At 63.8% G+C, this 15,136-nt stretch carries 18 protein-coding genes; 9 read left to right on the top strand and 9 right to left on the bottom strand.

Going from position 1 to position 15,136, the window contains the following annotated elements:
• Positions 1-3: 3 nt before the first annotated feature.
• Together APH27_RS01090 and APH27_RS01085 are read right to left on the bottom strand one after the other, a co-directional pair.
• Positions 4-2,061: an LTA synthase family protein gene (locus APH27_RS01090; RefSeq protein ID WP_060483772.1), complete on the bottom strand. Its 2,058-nt coding sequence runs from the start codon at positions 2,059-2,061 to the stop codon at positions 4-6.
• 143 nt (positions 2,062-2,204) lie between these two features.
• Positions 2,205-2,396, bottom strand: coding sequence for a PLDc N-terminal domain-containing protein (locus tag APH27_RS01085; protein WP_027919512.1), 192 nt, complete (start codon positions 2,394-2,396; stop codon positions 2,205-2,207).
• Between the two features lie 124 nt (positions 2,397-2,520).
• Here APH27_RS01085 and APH27_RS01080 point away from each other — a divergent pair, with 124 nt between their 5' ends.
• Positions 2,521-3,459 carry a ZIP family metal transporter gene (locus APH27_RS01080; protein WP_027919513.1) on the top strand — a complete coding sequence of 313 codons (939 nt, stop codon included), beginning with the start codon at positions 2,521-2,523 and terminating at the stop codon, positions 3,457-3,459.
• A 124-nt stretch (positions 3,460-3,583) separates the two neighbouring features.
• On the opposite strand, the gene APH27_RS01075 is transcribed toward APH27_RS01080, so the two are convergent.
• Entirely contained in the window at positions 3,584-4,114 is a 531-nt protein-coding gene (locus APH27_RS01075; protein ID WP_060483771.1) for a hypothetical protein, read from the bottom strand.
• A 59-nt stretch (positions 4,115-4,173) separates the two neighbouring features.
• Positions 4,174-4,698, bottom strand: a complete 525-nt coding sequence (locus tag APH27_RS01070; RefSeq protein ID WP_060483770.1) for an ankyrin repeat domain-containing protein — start codon at positions 4,696-4,698, stop codon at positions 4,174-4,176.
• Positions 4,699-4,965: 267 nt separating this feature from the next.
• Between APH27_RS01070 and APH27_RS01065 the strand changes: the two genes are divergently transcribed.
• Positions 4,966-5,238: a DUF3509 domain-containing protein gene (locus APH27_RS01065; RefSeq protein ID WP_027596016.1), complete on the top strand. Its 273-nt coding sequence runs from the start codon at positions 4,966-4,968 to the stop codon at positions 5,236-5,238.
• A 123-nt stretch (positions 5,239-5,361) separates the two neighbouring features.
• On the opposite strand, the gene APH27_RS01060 is transcribed toward APH27_RS01065, so the two are convergent.
• From APH27_RS01060 to aroC, 3 genes are all read right to left on the bottom strand, one after another.
• Positions 5,362-5,898 (bottom strand): oxidase, encoded by a 537-nt coding sequence (locus tag APH27_RS01060; RefSeq protein WP_060483769.1) that lies wholly within the window; start codon positions 5,896-5,898, stop codon positions 5,362-5,364.
• On the bottom strand, positions 5,895-7,052 hold the full coding sequence (locus APH27_RS01055; RefSeq protein ID WP_027919517.1) for an MFS transporter: 1,158 nt from the start codon (positions 7,050-7,052) through the stop codon (positions 5,895-5,897). The genes APH27_RS01060 and APH27_RS01055 overlap by 4 nt, the downstream gene beginning before the upstream one ends.
• A gap of 133 nt (positions 7,053-7,185) precedes the next feature.
• Entirely contained in the window at positions 7,186-8,277 is a 1,092-nt protein-coding gene (aroC, locus tag APH27_RS01050; RefSeq protein ID WP_027919518.1) for a chorismate synthase, read from the bottom strand.
• 234 nt (positions 8,278-8,511) lie between these two features.
• Between aroC and APH27_RS01045 the strand changes: the two genes are divergently transcribed.
• Both APH27_RS01045 and APH27_RS01040 read left to right on the top strand, forming a co-directional pair.
• A complete protein-coding gene (locus APH27_RS01045; protein WP_027919519.1) occupies positions 8,512-9,474 on the top strand; it encodes an alpha/beta hydrolase in 963 nt (320 codons plus the stop codon).
• Between the two features lie 203 nt (positions 9,475-9,677).
• Positions 9,678-10,466, top strand: coding sequence for a hypothetical protein (locus APH27_RS01040; RefSeq protein ID WP_027919520.1), 789 nt, complete (start codon positions 9,678-9,680; stop codon positions 10,464-10,466).
• 57 nt (positions 10,467-10,523) lie between these two features.
• Here the strand turns inward: APH27_RS01040 and prmB are convergent, their stop codons facing one another.
• Positions 10,524-11,432: a 50S ribosomal protein L3 N(5)-glutamine methyltransferase gene (gene prmB, locus APH27_RS01035; protein WP_060483768.1), complete on the bottom strand. Its 909-nt coding sequence runs from the start codon at positions 11,430-11,432 to the stop codon at positions 10,524-10,526.
• Positions 11,433-11,611: 179 nt separating this feature from the next.
• Between prmB and APH27_RS01030 the strand changes: the two genes are divergently transcribed.
• From APH27_RS01030 to APH27_RS01010, 5 genes are all read left to right on the top strand, one after another.
• Complete coding sequence (locus APH27_RS01030) at positions 11,612-12,202, top strand: cysteine hydrolase family protein (protein WP_027919522.1); 591 nt, start codon at positions 11,612-11,614, stop codon at positions 12,200-12,202.
• 88 nt (positions 12,203-12,290) lie between these two features.
• Positions 12,291-12,611: a hypothetical protein gene (locus APH27_RS01025; protein WP_027919523.1), complete on the top strand. Its 321-nt coding sequence runs from the start codon at positions 12,291-12,293 to the stop codon at positions 12,609-12,611.
• 148 nt (positions 12,612-12,759) lie between these two features.
• Positions 12,760-13,320, top strand: coding sequence for a Smr/MutS family protein (locus tag APH27_RS01020; RefSeq protein WP_027919524.1), 561 nt, complete (start codon positions 12,760-12,762; stop codon positions 13,318-13,320).
• 70 nt (positions 13,321-13,390) lie between these two features.
• Entirely contained in the window at positions 13,391-13,936 is a 546-nt protein-coding gene (gene folE / locus APH27_RS01015; RefSeq protein ID WP_027919525.1) for a GTP cyclohydrolase I FolE, read from the top strand.
• A 58-nt stretch (positions 13,937-13,994) separates the two neighbouring features.
• Positions 13,995-14,360, top strand: coding sequence for a glutaredoxin (locus APH27_RS01010; protein ID WP_027919526.1), 366 nt, complete (start codon positions 13,995-13,997; stop codon positions 14,358-14,360).
• Between the two features lie 161 nt (positions 14,361-14,521).
• On the opposite strand, the gene APH27_RS01005 is transcribed toward APH27_RS01010, so the two are convergent.
• Positions 14,522-15,124 (bottom strand): glutathione S-transferase family protein, encoded by a 603-nt coding sequence (locus APH27_RS01005; protein ID WP_027919527.1) that lies wholly within the window; start codon positions 15,122-15,124, stop codon positions 14,522-14,524.
• Positions 15,125-15,136: the final 12 nt, after the last annotated feature.

Raw genomic sequence — 15,136 nt, 5'->3', positions numbered from 1 at the left:
TGGTTACTTCTTGGGCGTGCCGTGAACCACACCAGCCGTGTTGTCCAGCAAGCTCTTGGTCGCCGTCTGGATGAAGGCTTCGAGCTGCTGCAGCATCTGCGGCTGCTCAGGGCTTTCGATCAGCTCGGCCTTGAACTCGCTGCCCAGCTGGTAGCGGTACATGCGCGGGCTCATGTCCTTGGACTCGATGAGCAAGTGATCGCCCTTGACCAGGCCGACGATCTGCTCGCTGCCCGACGGCTTGATCATGCCCATGCCCGGGTCGCCCTCAGGCAGGTTGAGCAGGTCGCGGCCCCAGCACTGGTGACGGGTCTCGCCGCCCAGGCGGCCCATGATGGTCGGCACGATGTCGACCTGGGTACCCACGGTGTGGCTGACCGCACCGAACTTCTCCTGGATGCCCGGGGCAATCAGCAGCAGCGGCACGTTGAAGCGGCCCAGGTCCAGCTCGGTGACCTGCTGGTGGTTGCCGAAGCCGTGGTCGCCGACGATGACGAACAGGGTCTCCTTGAAGTACGGTTCTTTACGCGCCTTCTCGAAGAACTGGCCCAGCGCCCAGTCGGAGTAGCGCATGGCGGTCAGGTGCTCGTCCAGGCGGCCCTGACCCGTGACTTTCTCGACCGGCAGGTTGGCAGGCAACGCGTACGGGGTGTGGTTGGACAGGGTCTGCAGCAGCGCGTAGATCGGCTTCTTGCCGTCGTGCTTGGCCAGTTCCTCGTTGCCGCGGTCGAACATGTCCTGGTCGGACACGCCCCAGGTCGGGTCGGAGAATACCGGGTTGACGAAGTCGTTACGGCCAATGAAGGTGGTCATGCCCTGGTTGCCGAAGAAACCGGACTGGTTGTCCCAGGCGAAATCGCCGTTGTAGACATAGACGTCGTCGTAGTCGCGGGCACTGAGCAGCGCCGGCAGGCCCGACAGCTTGTGGCCGCCTTCAGGGGTCTGCATCAGGTACTCGAAGCCTGGCAGGTTGGGGAAGCAGGCCATGGTGGCGAACATGCCCTGATGGGTATGGGTGCCATTGGAGAAGAAGCGGTCGAACAGCAGGCCTTCTTTGGCCAGCTTGTCGAAGTACGGGGTGATGTTGTTCGGGCTACCCAGGGCGCCTACCGAGTGGCCGGCGAAGCTTTCCATGAGGATCACCACGACGTTCTTGATCGGCAGGGTGCGGTCGGCCGGCGGCACGAAATCGCGGCGCACGGCAGCCTCGTCGGCATCGACCAGGGTGTCATTGGCGGTCAGCAGCTGCTTGCGCACGGTCTCGGTGGCAAGCTCCTGTTTGAGCACCGGCTTCCAGATATTGGCGCGGTCTTCGCCGAAACGGCTCTTGGCGGCATCGATCAAGGTCAGGGTGCCGTTCAGGCCCAACTGGTTGACGAAGTTGGAGTCGGTGGTGAAAGCATCACCCCAACGCATCGGCGGGCCCTGGCGCAGGGTGCCGCGGGCGGCGACCACGGCTACCAGCAGGACCACCATGAACACCGCCAGGCGGTTGTACCACGGCGCCACGCGCTGCTCGCCGGTACCGCGGGTCAGGCGGTCGATACCCTTGAACAGCAGGCTCAGCAGCCAGGTGCCGAAGGCCCAGGCCAGCAGGTAGCGCACCACCGGGAAGCCGTACCAGAGCATGCTCAGCACGGTCTTCGGGTCTTCCTTGATGTACTGGAAGACCAGGCCGTTGAGGCGCTGGTGGAACTCACGGTAGAAGTCCATCTCCATCAGGCCGAGGAACATCACCACGCTCGAGGCGAGGGTCAGCCAGAAGCGGAACAGCCCGCGCCGAGCCATGAGCCAGGGACTCAGCATGGCCAGCAGCAGAGGAATGCTCAGGTACACCACCACCCGCAGGTCGAAGCGCAAACCGTTGAGGAAGCCTTCGGCGACGGTCGAGTAAGGGGTGTCGCCGATCATGTCGCTGTTGTAGACCAGCAGCGCCAGGCGCACCAGGCTGAGCATCAACATGATCACCAGGCCGCTGAGCAGCGTGTAGGCCAGGTGCGATTTCAAGGTCGGCGTGAAAGCTCGCGCGCCCTGTTGCTTCAAGGCATCCGTGTTAGCCATGAATGGGAAAGTCCTAGGATTGCGGTTTGCGGAGATGGCGATGGGGCTGGCCCAACGCAGCATTATGCGGGTGCGGATTCTGTTTAAACCAATGTGAAAATTTTGTCACGACCCTGTTGCTGATTTTGTCTGGGACGCGGCTTTCATATGCGGACATTGCCCCGCGGCCCGGCAATCGCCCAGATCACCAGGCCGATCACCGGCAGCAGGGCAATCAGCAGAATCCACAGCACCTTGATCCCCACTTCGCTACCGCTCTTGATCACGTTGAGGATCGCCCAGATATCCAGGGCAAGGATGATCAGGCCGACCAGGCCATTGAAAGTAGAGCCCATTGCCACGTTCTCCTTGAAAGGCTGTTGCTGAGCATAGTCCTCTATCAAGGCCATAGAAGGGAATCCTTGGCCTGCCACGCGGGTCACTGGATAAACTGCAACCATTCATGGATCCGAGGTTCACATGCCCCCCGCTCACAGCCAAAGCGCCAACCCACCCTCCCTGCTGAGCGCCTGGCGCCAGCAAGCGCTCAGCACGCCATGGCTCAGCGCAGGCCTGGCCGTGAGCTTGTTGGCGGTCATCGTGCTGCTGGCAGCCAGCTTCTGGAACGCCATAAACGGCGACCATGCCGACAACCTGCACCTGGCTGCGCTCGGCGGGCTTTCCGGTTTTGCCGCCACCGCCCTGGGTGCGGTACTGGCCGTGGTGCTGCGCGATGTCAGCGCGCGCAGTCAGGATGTGATGCTCGGCTTTGCCGCTGGCATGATGCTGGCTGCCAGTTCGTTTTCGCTGATTTTGCCGGGCCTGGATGCTGCCCGCGCGATCACTGGCAATGGCCCGGCGGCCGCGTTCACCGTGGTGCTGGGCATGGGCCTGGGCGTACTGCTGATGCTCGGCCTCGACCGTTTCACCCCGCACGAGCATGAAAGCACTGGCCCCTGTGGCCCGGAGGCCGAGCGCATCAACCGGGTATGGCTGTTCGTGCTGGCGATCACCTTGCACAACCTGCCCGAGGGCATGGCGATCGGCGTGAGCTTTGCCAATGGCGACATGAACATCGGCCTGCCGCTGACCAGCGCCATTGCCATCCAGGACATCCCCGAGGGCTTGGCCGTGGCCCTGGCCTTGCGGGCGACCGGGCTGTCGAACCTGAAAGCTGCGCTGGTGGCGATTGGTTCGGGGCTGATGGAACCCTTGGGCGCGGTGATCGGCCTTGGCATTTCCACCGGGTTTGCCCTGGCCTACCCGATCAGCATGGGGCTGGCGGCAGGGGCGATGATCTTCGTGGTGTCCCACGAGGTGATTCCCGAGACCCACCGTAACGGGCACCAGACATCGGCGACCCTGGGGTTGATGGGAGGGTTTGCGGTGATGATGTTTCTCGACACCGCGCTGGGCTAGGAACAACCGTTAGCCTGTACTGGCCTCTTCGCGGGTAAACCCGCTCCCACAGGGACCGCACTCTATTCGAGAGGGTGGAGATCCTGTGGGAGCGGGCTTGCCCACGAAAAAGCAAACAATGCTGTCAGATGTGAACCGCGACCTTCAGTGCCTCAAGCGCCGGTTCCACCTTGATCCCGAGCTCTGCCCCCAGCTCCAGCACCCGCGCCAGGTCGTGCTGGCCAACCATCACCATCTGCAGTTCGTCATCAAGCAGCTGGCTGAAGTTGAGCAGCACGTAGCCACCGGCTTCCTTGTTCAACGCGCCCATCTGCACCTGGATGCGGTTGAGCGCGGTCAGTGGCTCGGTGCGCGCCAGCTGCTTGGGCTTGAGGGTGAACGGCACGCTCTGGTCGAACGAATCGCTGATGTGCTGGAACAGCTCCTGATAGCTGTCGGCCTGGAACACCACGGTGTCTGGCAGGCTGCCGAGCACTACCCATTCACCCAGCGGGATCGGGAAGCTGTCGTCGTAATTGATATCGGGGTTGGCGGCCAGGAAGGCGGCGGAGTCGGCGTAGGCCTGGGCGGCCTCGTCGGCGATGCGCTCGATTTCCTCATCGCGCATGCAGCCGGCGCCGATAAGGCTGATGAATTCGAGCAACTGGTTTTTCATGACGGGGGCCTGCGGCGGGTGAAAAGTCGCCAAGGATAGCCGCAAATGCCCCCGGGCGGTTAGCCGACCAGCGCTTGCAGGCGCGCGGCGGCGTCCACCGCGCCCATGGTTTGCGCCGCCATCAGCGCCGTGGCGCCACGGGCATCCTGGTGCGCCCGGTCGGCGCCCTGGGCCAGCAGGAAGTCGACAATCTCGACGCGGTTGAACATCGCCGCCAGCATCAACGCGGTACGCCCGTCCTGCGCGGCGGCATCCACCGGAACGCCGCTGTCCAGCAACAGGCGGATCATCGCAAGGTCCCCTTTGAATGCCGCACCAGCGATGGGCAGCTGGCCATTGTCGTTGGCGATCAGCGGGTCGGCACCGTTGGCCAGCAGCACGCGTACCGCTTCATGCTGGCCGTGGTAGCTGGCCAGCATCAGCAAGGTGTCGCCCTTGTAATTGCGCAGGTTGGCCGGCAGGCCGCTGGCCAGCAGGCGCCCGAGCATCTCGGCGTCGCCCTGGCGGGCACGCTCGAATACCTGCTCGGCAAAGGCAGCGGTCTCATCATCGGTCATGGCGGTTGCGGTGGGTTGAGCGGACATCAGGAACCTCCTGGCATAAATGATTGCCCAAGTCTTTGTCAGGCATGCCAGTTCGGTCAAAGGTTCAGATTCTATAAGGTCGATAGGCAAAGCCTGAGCCGTGCAAAATGCACTGGGCAAAATGCACGACCATGCAGCCTGCACGATGCCCCTTCTGAAAAAGCCTCATAACACCCTGTATTTACTGGGTTTTCTCGCCACCTGCGTTCTGGCACGGTCACTGCAACGATCAACTCAAGTCTGCCCACACAACAGTCAGGAGTTGATATGGACCTCATCCAGGAAAAATTCGTCTCGGTGTTCTCGGCCTACCAGGTTGCCACCCAGCCCCGCCCTGACGGTGGCGTATTGCTGACGCTGCGCGCTGCCGACGGCAAGGTTACCCGCCGCGTGCTGACCTACGGCCAATTGCACAGTGCCGAGCAACTGTCCTGGGCGATCAGTGCAATTCGCCGTGACCTGGCCGAGCAGGCCAGTGAACTGCCGGTCATTTCCATGCTGCAGAGTCAGCAGCGGTTTGCGCTGCCGACCTACCGCTGAGGTTTGTCTGTACCGGCCTCTCGCGGATCAGTCCGCCCCTACACAGGTACTGCATTGCCCCTAGGGATGGCGGGGTACCTGATTGTAGGAGCGGATTTATCCGCGATGAGGTCCGGTCAGGCTTTAAAGCTCGTCGATCCCAAGAAACGCCCGAGCGGTCGCATCACCGGTAAACCGCGGCTCCACACCCTGCTCATTGGCATACAGGCGTAATGCCAGGCAGAACGGATTGTCCCCCAGCTCCACCCAGCGCCCTGTCCCCGCAGGCACCACCAGTTGATCCCCCTTCTCGCACAGCACCGCGTACACGTACTCACCCAGGCGCAGGCCGACTTGCGCGCGGCCGGTTACCACGGCGAACACTTCGTCGCTGTCGTGTACATGTTCATCACGCACATCAATTTGCATCGGGGCGAGGCCATCACGGTTGAGCAGCGTGAACGCCACACTGCCCTGGGCCGTCATCAGCTGGTCGAGGTGCTCACGGCAGGCGTCGAGCACTTCAGCCTGGCTGCCGCCCGGGCGCACACGCAGCGCCAGCGGGCTGTGGCTGAAGCGCACGCCCTGCTCGGCCAGGGTCGCGGCGATGTCATCGTGGTGGGTCAGCACCTTGTTCGGCAGGTCCGGGCTGGATGGGTGGAAAACACAGAGGATGCTCATCGGCTGCGGGTCCTGATCGATTTAGAACGAGTGGCAATGATAACGGCTGCGGCCAACGCTGCGGCGCTGGCCATACCAAAGGTGAAGGTCGGCCCCAGCAGTTTCCAGCTGTAGCCCGAATACAAGGCGCCCAGTGCACCACCGGTACCCGACAGAGCCGCATACAGCGCCTGGCCCTGGCCTTGCTGACGGGCGCCGAAGCTGGCCTGGACGAACGCGATGGAAGCGGCATGGAAGCAGCCGAATGTGGCCGCGTGCAGCAATTGGGCGAAGATCAGCACGGCCGGTTCATCCGCCAGGTTGCCCAACAGCAGCCAGCGCAGCGCCGCCAGCAGGAAGCTGACCAGCAGCACCCGCTGCACGCTCAAGCGCGCAAACAGGCGGCTCATGAGCATGAACATCAGCACTTCGGCGACCACCCCCAGCGCCCACAGCAAGCCGATGGCACCGCGGCTGTAGCCCAGGTGTTCCAGGTGCAGTGTGAGGAAGGTGTAGTACGGGCCGTGGCTGAGTTGCATCAACGCCACACAGAGGTAGAAGGCAATCACCCCCGGCGCAGTGAGCTGGCGCAGGAAGCCGCCTGATTCACGGCGCTCGCCCTGCTCTACCGGCTGGGCGTTGGGCACCCACAGGCTGGCGGCAACGATGCCGGCCATGATGGCCACCAGCGCCACCGGGTAGATGTCCAGGCTCAGCCATTCGAACAGCCGCCCCAGGCCGACCACGGTGAGGATGAAGCCGATCGAGCCCCACAGGCGCACCTGGCTGTAGCGCGACGTCTGCCCATGCAGGTGGGCCAGGGTAATGACTTCGAACTGCGGCAACACTGCGTGCCAGAAGAACGCGTGCAGGGCCATGACCAACGCCAGCCAGGCGTAGCTCTTGCCGAAGAAGATCAGCGAGAAGGTGGCCAGGGTCGACAAGGCGCCAAGGCGCACGATCAGCAGGCGCTGGCCGCTGCGGTCTCCAAGCCAGCCCCACAGGTTCGGGGCGATGCAGCGCATCAGCATGGGGATGGCCACCAGCTCGCCGATGCGTGCCGGGGAGAAACCCAGGTAGTCGAAGTACAAGGCCAGGAACGGGGCAGTGGAGCCCAGCAGGGCGAAGTAGAACAGGTAGAAGCTGGACAGGCGCCAGTAGGGAATCGGGGGCATGGGATGGGCCTTGTGGTATGCCTGTGCCGGCCCTTTCGCGGGTAAACCCGCTCCCGCAGGCCCCGCTGCCCGCAGGCTCAGTGAAGTGCCTGTGGGAGCGGGTTCACCCGCGAAGAGGCCAGGCCTGGCTAAGTCAGAGCTGGCCCAGCACCGGGGTGTTGACCTTCACATCGGCATTCTGCGCACGGTGGCGCAGCAGGTGGTCCATCAGCACGATGGCCATCATCGCTTCGGCGATCGGCGTGGCACGGATGCCAACGCACGGGTCATGGCGGCCCTTGGTGATGACGTCGACCGGGTTGCCATCGACGTCGATCGAACGGCCCGGCGTGGTGATGCTGGAGGTCGGTTTCAGCGCCAGGTGGGCAACGATCGGCTGGCCCGAGCTGATGCCACCGAGAATGCCGCCGGCATTGTTGCTGAGGAAGCCGTCCGGGGTCAGCTCGTCACGGTGCTCGGTGCCACGCTGTGCAACGCTGGCGAAACCGGCGCCGATTTCCACGCCCTTGACCGCGTTGATGCTCATCAGCGCATGGGCCAGTTCTGCATCGAGGCGATCGAAAATCGGCTCGCCCAGGCCGGGCATCACGCCTTCGGCGACCACGGTGATCTTGGCGCCGACCGAATCCTGATCACGGCGCAGCTGGTCCATGTAGGCCTCGAGTTCCGGCACCTTGCTCGGGTCGGGGCTGAAGAAGGCGTTCTGCTCTACCGAGTCCCAGCTCTTGAACGGGATTTCGATCGGGCCCAGCTGGCTCATGTAACCACGCACCTGGATACCCTGGGTGGCCAGGTATTTCTTGGCGATGGCACCAGCAGCCACGCGCATGGCAGTTTCGCGGGCCGAACTGCGGCCGCCGCCACGGTAGTCGCGCACGCCATATTTGTGGTGATAGGTGTAGTCGGCGTGGGCCGGGCGGAACAGGTCCTTGATCGCCGAGTAGTCCTTGGACTTCTGGTCGGTGTTGCGGATCAGCAAGCCGATCGAGCAGCCCGTGGTACGGCCTTCGAACACACCAGAGAGGATCTCCACTTCGTCGGCCTCCTGGCGCTGGGTGGTATGCCGGCTGGTGCCAGGCTTGCGCCGGTCGAGGTCGTGCTGCAGGTCGGCGAGGGAGATTTCCAGGCCAGGTGGGCACCCATCGACAATGGCGACCAACGCCGGGCCATGGCTTTCGCCTGCGGTGGTGACAGTGAACAGCTTGCCGTAGGTATTGCCGGACATGGACGCTCCGCGAAATCTGCCTGAGATGAACGAAAGCGGGCAGTATACAGATGCTTTGGTAGCCTGTGCTGGCCTCTTCGCGGGCAAACCCGCTCCCACAGGGGCCGCGCCAAGCCTGCAGGAGCGGGTTCATCGAAGCGTCGAACCGCCCCGAACAGGCCAGACCTGCCGTATCAGCCATCGAACCTTCCCGCAAACATTGGGTCAAACCGTCATCTCTCCATGTAGTACCGCATGATGTCGCGCCTTGTCGCCTTTTTCCTCCTGCTGTGCACGGGCCTGGCCCAGGCCGCTGCACCCACCGTGCTGCAACGCCCCATCGACCTTGACACCGGCCAGGGTGTGCTGCATGGCAGCCTGCTGCTGCCGCAACAGGCCACACCGCCGCCAGTGGTGTTGATCATCGCGGGCTCCGGCCCGACCGATCGCGATGGCAACAACCCGGCCTCTGGGCGCATCGACAACCTCAAGCGCCTGGCGCTGGTGCTGGCCAACGAGCACATCGCCAGCGTGCGCTACGACAAACGCGGAGTGGCCGCCAGCCAGCCGGCCACCCCCGATGAGCGCGACCTTAGCGTGCAACGCTACGTCGACGACGTGGTGGCCTGGAGCCGCAAGCTCAAGGCAGACCCACGCTTCGGCCCGCTGATCCTGGTCGGCCACAGCGAAGGTGCGCTGATCGCCAGCCTGGCCGCTGAACGCGCGGGCGCCAGCGCAGTGATCACCCTGGCCGGCATGGGCCGGCCACTGGCGGACGTACTGCGCGAGCAACTGGCCCAGCGCATGCCACCGGCACAGATGGCCCAAGGCAGTGCCTTGCTCGACCGCCTGCAAGCCGGGCAGACCAGCCTGGACGTGCCGGCCCCCTTGCGCCAGGTGTTTCGCCCCAGCGTGCAGCCCTACCTGATCACCCTGCTCCAGCAAGACCCGGCGCAGGCCTTCGCCCGGTTGCCGATGCCGGCGCTGATCGTGCAGGGCCGCAACGACGTTCAGGTCGACGTGGCCGACGCAGAACGCCTCAAGGCGGCCAAGCCGGACGCCCAGCTGGTGCTGATCGACGGCATGAACCACATGCTGCGCATCAGCCCCAAGGACATGCACCTGCAGCGTGACAGCTACCTCAACCCGGAATTGCCACTGGCAAGGGAACTGGGCGAGCGGGTGGTCAGCTTCATTCACCAACTGCCATCGGCCTGACCCTCAAACATCGGCAAAACCTGCCGATAACGCGGTATTGGTGTTGATTGCGGCCGCTTTAAGGCCCATCGTCGGCAAGCGCGGCCCCTTCAGGGTGTGTACAGGATCCAGGCCTGTGCTGACCCTACGGGAGTCGCGCTTGCCGGCGGTGGGCTGCAAAGCAGCCCCGGTCAGTGCAAGCCCGTATCCGAGGAAACACCCTGATGACCGATGCCCCTGCCGCCGTAGAGCCAGCCGAAGAGCCGCACGCCACGGAACCCGCCGCCCTGCCCTGGGCCGACCTTGCTGTCGAGCACTTCCAGCTGCTGCGCCTGGCGCCCTTGCCCACCGACCGCAACAGTGGTGCACGGCCATTGCGCTTCGTCGAATTCGCCTATGCCGAGCGCCATGACAAGGCCCACAGCCTGCTGCGCATGGAAATCCGCCTGCCCGGGCAGAAGGTTCGCAAGGAGCAGAACCGGCTGGATGTGCGGGTGGATCACGCGGAACGCCTGGTGACCCTCGGCAGTGACAGCGGCCTGCAACTGGAGCCGCTCAATCGCGGCATCGGCCGCTTCATGCTGGGCCAGGCCGTGCAGTGGCTGCAGCGGCGCTGGTCGAACTACCGGGTCGAAGGCATGGCCCTGCCGAACAAGGATGCGCTCAACGAAGACACCCGCCTGCGCCGCGACCGCTTCATCACCGCCACCGGCCTGGAAGTGGAATACGCCGACCCGCAGCACCTCAAGGGCCGTACGCTCGATACCACGGTAAGCCAGCTCAAGGGCGGCTGGAATACCGAAAAGGTGCAGCAGGTGAGCATGCTCGATGCTGCGGGCATGCTGCAGCAGGCCGAGCAGCAGCTGCTGGAAAAAGAGGGCCAGCTGCGCGAGCGCGATGAGCGGGTGGCCAAGTACCGGCGTGAAGACAGCGGGTTGCGCTTTACCATCACCTGCCTGGTGGCGTTTGCCGTTTTCCAGGCAGGGTTGCTGATCTGGATCGCTACCCGGTAAGGAGCGGGGCGCCGGGCCGATCGGAAAAGGCTGCAAAGCAGCCCCGGCAGGCCCACGTCAGACGCGAGCCCTGAACAGCTCCTGGTGCTGACGGCACTGCTCGGCGGTGAGCATGAACACGCCATGCCCGCCACGCTCGAACTCCAGCCAGGCGAAGTCCACCTCCGGGTACAGCGCCTCGACGTGCACCTGGCTGTTGCCAACCTCCACGATCAGCAGCCCCTTTTCGGTCAGGTGATCCGCCGCTTCGGCAAGCATCCGCCGCACCAGGTCCAGGCCATCGTTGCCGCAGGCCAGGCCCATTTCTGGCTCGTGGTGATACTCGGCCGGCATGTCACCGAAGTCCTCGGCATCTACGTACGGCGGGTTGGACAGGATCAGGTCGAAACGCTGCCCCGGCAGGCCGGCGAAGCCGTCACCCTGCACGGTGAACACGCGCTCGTCGAGGCCGTGGCGCTCGATATTCTGGTTGGCCACTTCCAGCGCGTCGAACGACAGGTCGGCCAGCACCACTTCGGCTTCGGGGAACACTTCAGCAGCCACGATGCCAATGCAGCCAGAGCCGGTGCACAGATCGAGGATACGGGCCGGCTCGGCCGCCAGCCACGGCTCGAAACGTTTTTCGATCAGCTCGCCGATCGGTGAACGGGGCACCAGCACGCGCTCGTCGACGATGAACGACATGCCGCAGAACCAGGCCTCACCCAGCAGGTAGGCGGTTGGTACACGGTCTTCGATGCGGCGCTTGAGCAGGTGCTGCAGGCGTACCCGCTCGTCGTCCTCAAGCTGGCAGTCCAGGTAGCTGTCGGCGATTTCCCACGGCAGGTGCACCGCGCCCAGCACCAGCAGGCGGGCTTCATCCCAGGCATTGTCGGCACCGTGGCCGAAGAACAGCTCGTGTTCGTGGAAGCGGCTGACCGCCCAGCGGATATGGTCGCGCAACGTGCGCAGACGAGATGTGATCACGGGGTACTCCTATTCAGACCGTACAAAAGTCTAACAGCCCAACCCGCACAATTGTTCCTCCCGATGCCCCAACGGCAGGCCACAGGCCAGTAACCACGCTGCTTGCGATGTCAACCATTCCCATTGGCGCCAAGGCAAGGGAGAATAGGTATACAAAAGCCCTACCCAAGGAGCCCTTGATGTCCGTTCCAACCACGATGTTCCGCCTCACTGGCCGCGACTATCCGCCGGCCAAGCTGAGCCAAGCCAGCCTGATCATCATCGATGCGCAGAAGGAATACCTGAGCGGTCCTCTGCAACTGTCGGGCATGGACGAGGCCGTGGCCAACATCGCCCGGTTGCTCGACGCCGCCCGCAAGGCCGGCCGTCCGATCATCCACGTTCGCCACCTCGGTACCGTTGGTGGGCGCTTCGACCCGCAGGGCCCGGCCGGCCAGTTCATCCCGGGCCTGGAGCCGCGCGAAGGTGAAATCATCATCGAAAAGCGCATGCCCAACGCCTTCAAGAACACCAAGCTGCACGACACCCTGCAGGAGCTGGGGCACCTGGATCTGATCGTGTGCGGTTTCATGAGCCACTCCAGCGTCAGCACCACCGTGCGCCGCGCCAAGGACTATGGTTATCGTTGCACCCTGGTGGAAGACGCCTCGGCAACACGCGACCTGGCGCTCAAGGATCAGGTCATCCCCGCCGCGCAGATCCACGCGTGCGAAATGGCCGTGATGGCCGACAACTTCGCCTGTGTCGCCCCTACCGCCAGCCTGATCTGAGCTGGCGTTACGATGACCGCCCGGCAGCCGGGCGGAACCCGAGGGCCGCGCCCAGGTCAAATTCCGGATGTCCACAGAGGAAACTGGAATGAAGCTCAAAGGCAGTTTCGACGCCAAGCGTCTGCGCCCGCGGGAACCGCGTAACTGGGGCGCGCGCATTGCCGCCGGCCTGTCGGCCCTGATCGCCACCCTCGGCGTGTTGCTGGCCATGGCCGGCATCGCCGGGTTGATCGGCAACTACACCGCCCTGGCCGAACTCAATGCCAACCGCCCGCTGGCCAGCATCCTGGCGGTGGTCGGGCTGTTGCTGTTGTATCTTGGCGTGCGCTTCTGGCGGCGCAGCCGCATTCGCCTGCGCCGCGGGCGCGAACTGAACCTGTCGCCACACCTGATGAAGAAGCACGACTAGTGGTTTGTGCCACTGAGCGCTTCGCGGGTGAACCCGCTCCCACAAGTACAGGGGAGCGGGTTTATCGAGACGTCGAAACGCCGCAAAGAGGCCGGTACTGACGACACAAGGCTGATCGCGTAAACTACGCCGCCCACGTGGAGGCAGCATGCAAGACGACGATTTTTCCCTGTTCAGTGCCGAAGTGCGCGGCGTCAAGCCGATCAAGCACGACCGCGCCGATGTGGGCAAGCCGAAAACTGACCGCAAGCAACTGGCCGGCCTGCGCCAGGCGGCAACCATCCGCAGTGACCAGGCACTGGTCATCGACGGCCTGTCCGACCAGTTCGTGATCGACGTCGGTGCCGAAGACGAACTGATGTGGCGCCGCGATGGTGTGCAGGAAAGCCAGATCCGCAAGCTCAAGCTCGGCCAGATCGCCTTCGAGGGCAGCCTCGACCTGCATGGCATGAGCGTGGAGAAGGCCCGGGAAACCCTGTGGGCCTTCATCGCCGAAGCCACCAAACTCGAAGTACGCTGCGTGCGGGTGACCCACGGCAAGGCCGCACGCCTGGACGGCAAGCGCCCGATGATCAAGAGCCACGTCAACACCTGGCTGCGCCAGCACCCGCAAGTGCTAGGTTTCACCTCGTGCCAGGCCCGCCATGGCGGCACCGGCGCGGTGTATGTAATGCTCAAGCGAACCATGATGGAAGGCCGCGACGAGTAACGCCGTGCTTGCAGCGCCGCCCGCTCCGCCGTACCCTTCATTTTTGCGATTTTTACCCACAGGTAGATACATGTCCCTGGAACAGAACTACACCGAGATCCTCAGCCAACTCGGCGAGGACGTCTCCCGTGAGGGCCTGCTCGACACGCCCAAACGGGCTGCAAAGGCGATGAAGTACCTTTGCCGCGGTTACGAGCAGACGCTGGAAGAAGTCACCAACGGCGCGCTGTTCACCTCCGACAACAGTGAGATGGTGCTGGTCCGGGACATCGAGCTGTACTCGATGTGCGAACACCACATGCTGCCTTTCATCGGCAAGGCCCACGTGGCCTACCTGCCCAAGGGCAAGGTCCTGGGCCTGTCGAAGGTCGCACGCATCGTCGACATGTTCGCCCGCCGCCTGCAGATCCAGGAAAACCTCAGCCGCCAGATCGCCGAGGCCGTGCAGCAAGTGACTGGCGCCGCAGGCGTGGCGGTGGTCATCGAAGCCAAGCACATGTGCATGATGATGCGCGGCGTTGAAAAGCAGAATTCGACCATGCTCACTTCGGTGATGCTGGGTGAGTTCCGTGAAAACGCCTCGACTCGTGGCGAGTTCCTCAGCCTGATCAAGTGATCGGCGCGTGTCCCGAGCCGGCCCCCAGGGGTCGGCTTTTTCATTTCAGGAGTAGCCCATGATCGTCAAAGCCCTGCGGGTCGGCCTCGGCCAGCTCATCGTTTTCGGCGACTGGATCAGCCGCCCGGCCAAGCAGAAGCGTGATGCGGCGGCCCAGGCGCGTGTCGAGCAAGAGGCCAAGGGCCTCGCGCTGTACCAGTTCCATGCCTGCCCGTTCTGCGTGAAGACCCGCCGCACCCTGCACCGCCTGAACGTGCCGGTGGCATTGCGTGATGCCAAGAATGACGACGCACATCGCCAGGCGTTGCTCGAAGGTGGCGGCCGGGTGAAAGTGCCGTGCCTGCGCATCGAGGAACAAGGCAAGGTGACCTGGATGTATGAATCCAAGGCCATCATTGCCTATCTGGACAAGCGCTTCGCGTAAGCCCTGCGCGGCCCTTGTAGGAGCGGCCTTGCGTCGCGAAAGGGCTGCAAGGCAGCCCCAGCAATAGTGGCACCGTCGCTGACATTCCGGGGTCGCTGTGCGGCGCTTTCCGACCGGTCCGGCGCCCCGGCAAGGCCGCTCCCACAGAAGGCGGTCCTGCCTTACTCGACCATCGGCACATGCCGAGGATGGCTGGCCACCCGCGCCAGCCACTCGCGCACTGCCGGGTAATCCGTCAGGTCAAAGCCACCCTGATGCGCCACATGGGTGTAGGCATACAACGCCACATCAGCGATCGAGTACTGGTCCCCGACCAGATACGGCGTCATCTGCAACTGCCGCTCCATCACCCTCAACGCCTTGTAGCCGCCCTTGTGCAGCTTGCGGTATTCCTCCACGCGCTCGTCCGGCAGCCCCAGGTAGAACTGGATGAAACGCGCCACGGCAATGTATGGCTCATGGCTGTACTGCTCGAAAAACTGCCACTGCAGCACCTGGGTTCGCAGGCGCGGCTCGCTGGGCAGAAATTCGCTGCCATCGGCCAGGTAGTTGAGGATGGCGTTCGATTCCCACAGGCAGGTTCCGTCCTCAAGCTTGAGCACCGGCACCTTGCCGTTGGGGTTCATGGCCAGAAACTCAGGCGTCTCGGTCTCGCCCTTGAGGATATCCACCGCCTGCCATTCATACGGGCGGTCGAGCAGGCTGAGCATCAGCTTGACCTTGTAGCAATTGCCCGACTGGTAGTCACCATACACCTTGAACATCGACCCTCCCCT

The organism is Pseudomonas sp. NBRC 111123 (genome assembly GCF_001320205.1).
GTDB classification, from domain to species: Bacteria; Pseudomonadota; Gammaproteobacteria; order Pseudomonadales; family Pseudomonadaceae; genus Aquipseudomonas; species Aquipseudomonas putida_J.
This window is presented reverse-complemented; position numbering and strand designations above follow the sequence as displayed.

What these genes read in the sequence shown, in the direction of transcription:
- APH27_RS01090 (WP_060483772.1), bottom strand. Translation starts at nt 2,061, where the DNA reads ATGGCTAACACGGATGCCTTGAAGCAACAGGGCGCGCGAGCTTTCACG.
- APH27_RS01085 (WP_027919512.1), bottom strand. Translation starts at nt 2,396, where the DNA reads ATGGGCTCTACTTTCAATGGCCTGGTCGGCCTGATCATCCTTGCCCTG.
- APH27_RS01080 (WP_027919513.1), top strand. Translation starts at nt 2,521, where the DNA reads ATGCCCCCCGCTCACAGCCAAAGCGCCAACCCACCCTCCCTGCTGAGC.
- APH27_RS01075 (WP_060483771.1), bottom strand. Translation starts at nt 4,114, where the DNA reads ATGAAAAACCAGTTGCTCGAATTCATCAGCCTTATCGGCGCCGGCTGC.
- APH27_RS01070 (WP_060483770.1), bottom strand. Translation starts at nt 4,698, where the DNA reads ATGTCCGCTCAACCCACCGCAACCGCCATGACCGATGATGAGACCGCT.
- APH27_RS01065 (WP_027596016.1), top strand. Translation starts at nt 4,966, where the DNA reads ATGGACCTCATCCAGGAAAAATTCGTCTCGGTGTTCTCGGCCTACCAG.
- APH27_RS01060 (WP_060483769.1), bottom strand. Translation starts at nt 5,898, where the DNA reads ATGAGCATCCTCTGTGTTTTCCACCCATCCAGCCCGGACCTGCCGAAC.
- APH27_RS01055 (WP_027919517.1), bottom strand. Translation starts at nt 7,052, where the DNA reads ATGCCCCCGATTCCCTACTGGCGCCTGTCCAGCTTCTACCTGTTCTAC.
- aroC (WP_027919518.1), bottom strand. Translation starts at nt 8,277, where the DNA reads ATGTCCGGCAATACCTACGGCAAGCTGTTCACTGTCACCACCGCAGGC.
- APH27_RS01045 (WP_027919519.1), top strand. Translation starts at nt 8,512, where the DNA reads ATGATGTCGCGCCTTGTCGCCTTTTTCCTCCTGCTGTGCACGGGCCTG.
- APH27_RS01040 (WP_027919520.1), top strand. Translation starts at nt 9,678, where the DNA reads ATGACCGATGCCCCTGCCGCCGTAGAGCCAGCCGAAGAGCCGCACGCC.
- APH27_RS01030 (WP_027919522.1), top strand. Translation starts at nt 11,612, where the DNA reads ATGTCCGTTCCAACCACGATGTTCCGCCTCACTGGCCGCGACTATCCG.
- APH27_RS01025 (WP_027919523.1), top strand. Translation starts at nt 12,291, where the DNA reads ATGAAGCTCAAAGGCAGTTTCGACGCCAAGCGTCTGCGCCCGCGGGAA.
- APH27_RS01020 (WP_027919524.1), top strand. Translation starts at nt 12,760, where the DNA reads ATGCAAGACGACGATTTTTCCCTGTTCAGTGCCGAAGTGCGCGGCGTC.
- folE (WP_027919525.1), top strand. Translation starts at nt 13,391, where the DNA reads ATGTCCCTGGAACAGAACTACACCGAGATCCTCAGCCAACTCGGCGAG.
- APH27_RS01010 (WP_027919526.1), top strand. Translation starts at nt 13,995, where the DNA reads ATGATCGTCAAAGCCCTGCGGGTCGGCCTCGGCCAGCTCATCGTTTTC.
- APH27_RS01005 (WP_027919527.1), bottom strand. Translation starts at nt 15,124, where the DNA reads ATGTTCAAGGTGTATGGTGACTACCAGTCGGGCAATTGCTACAAGGTC.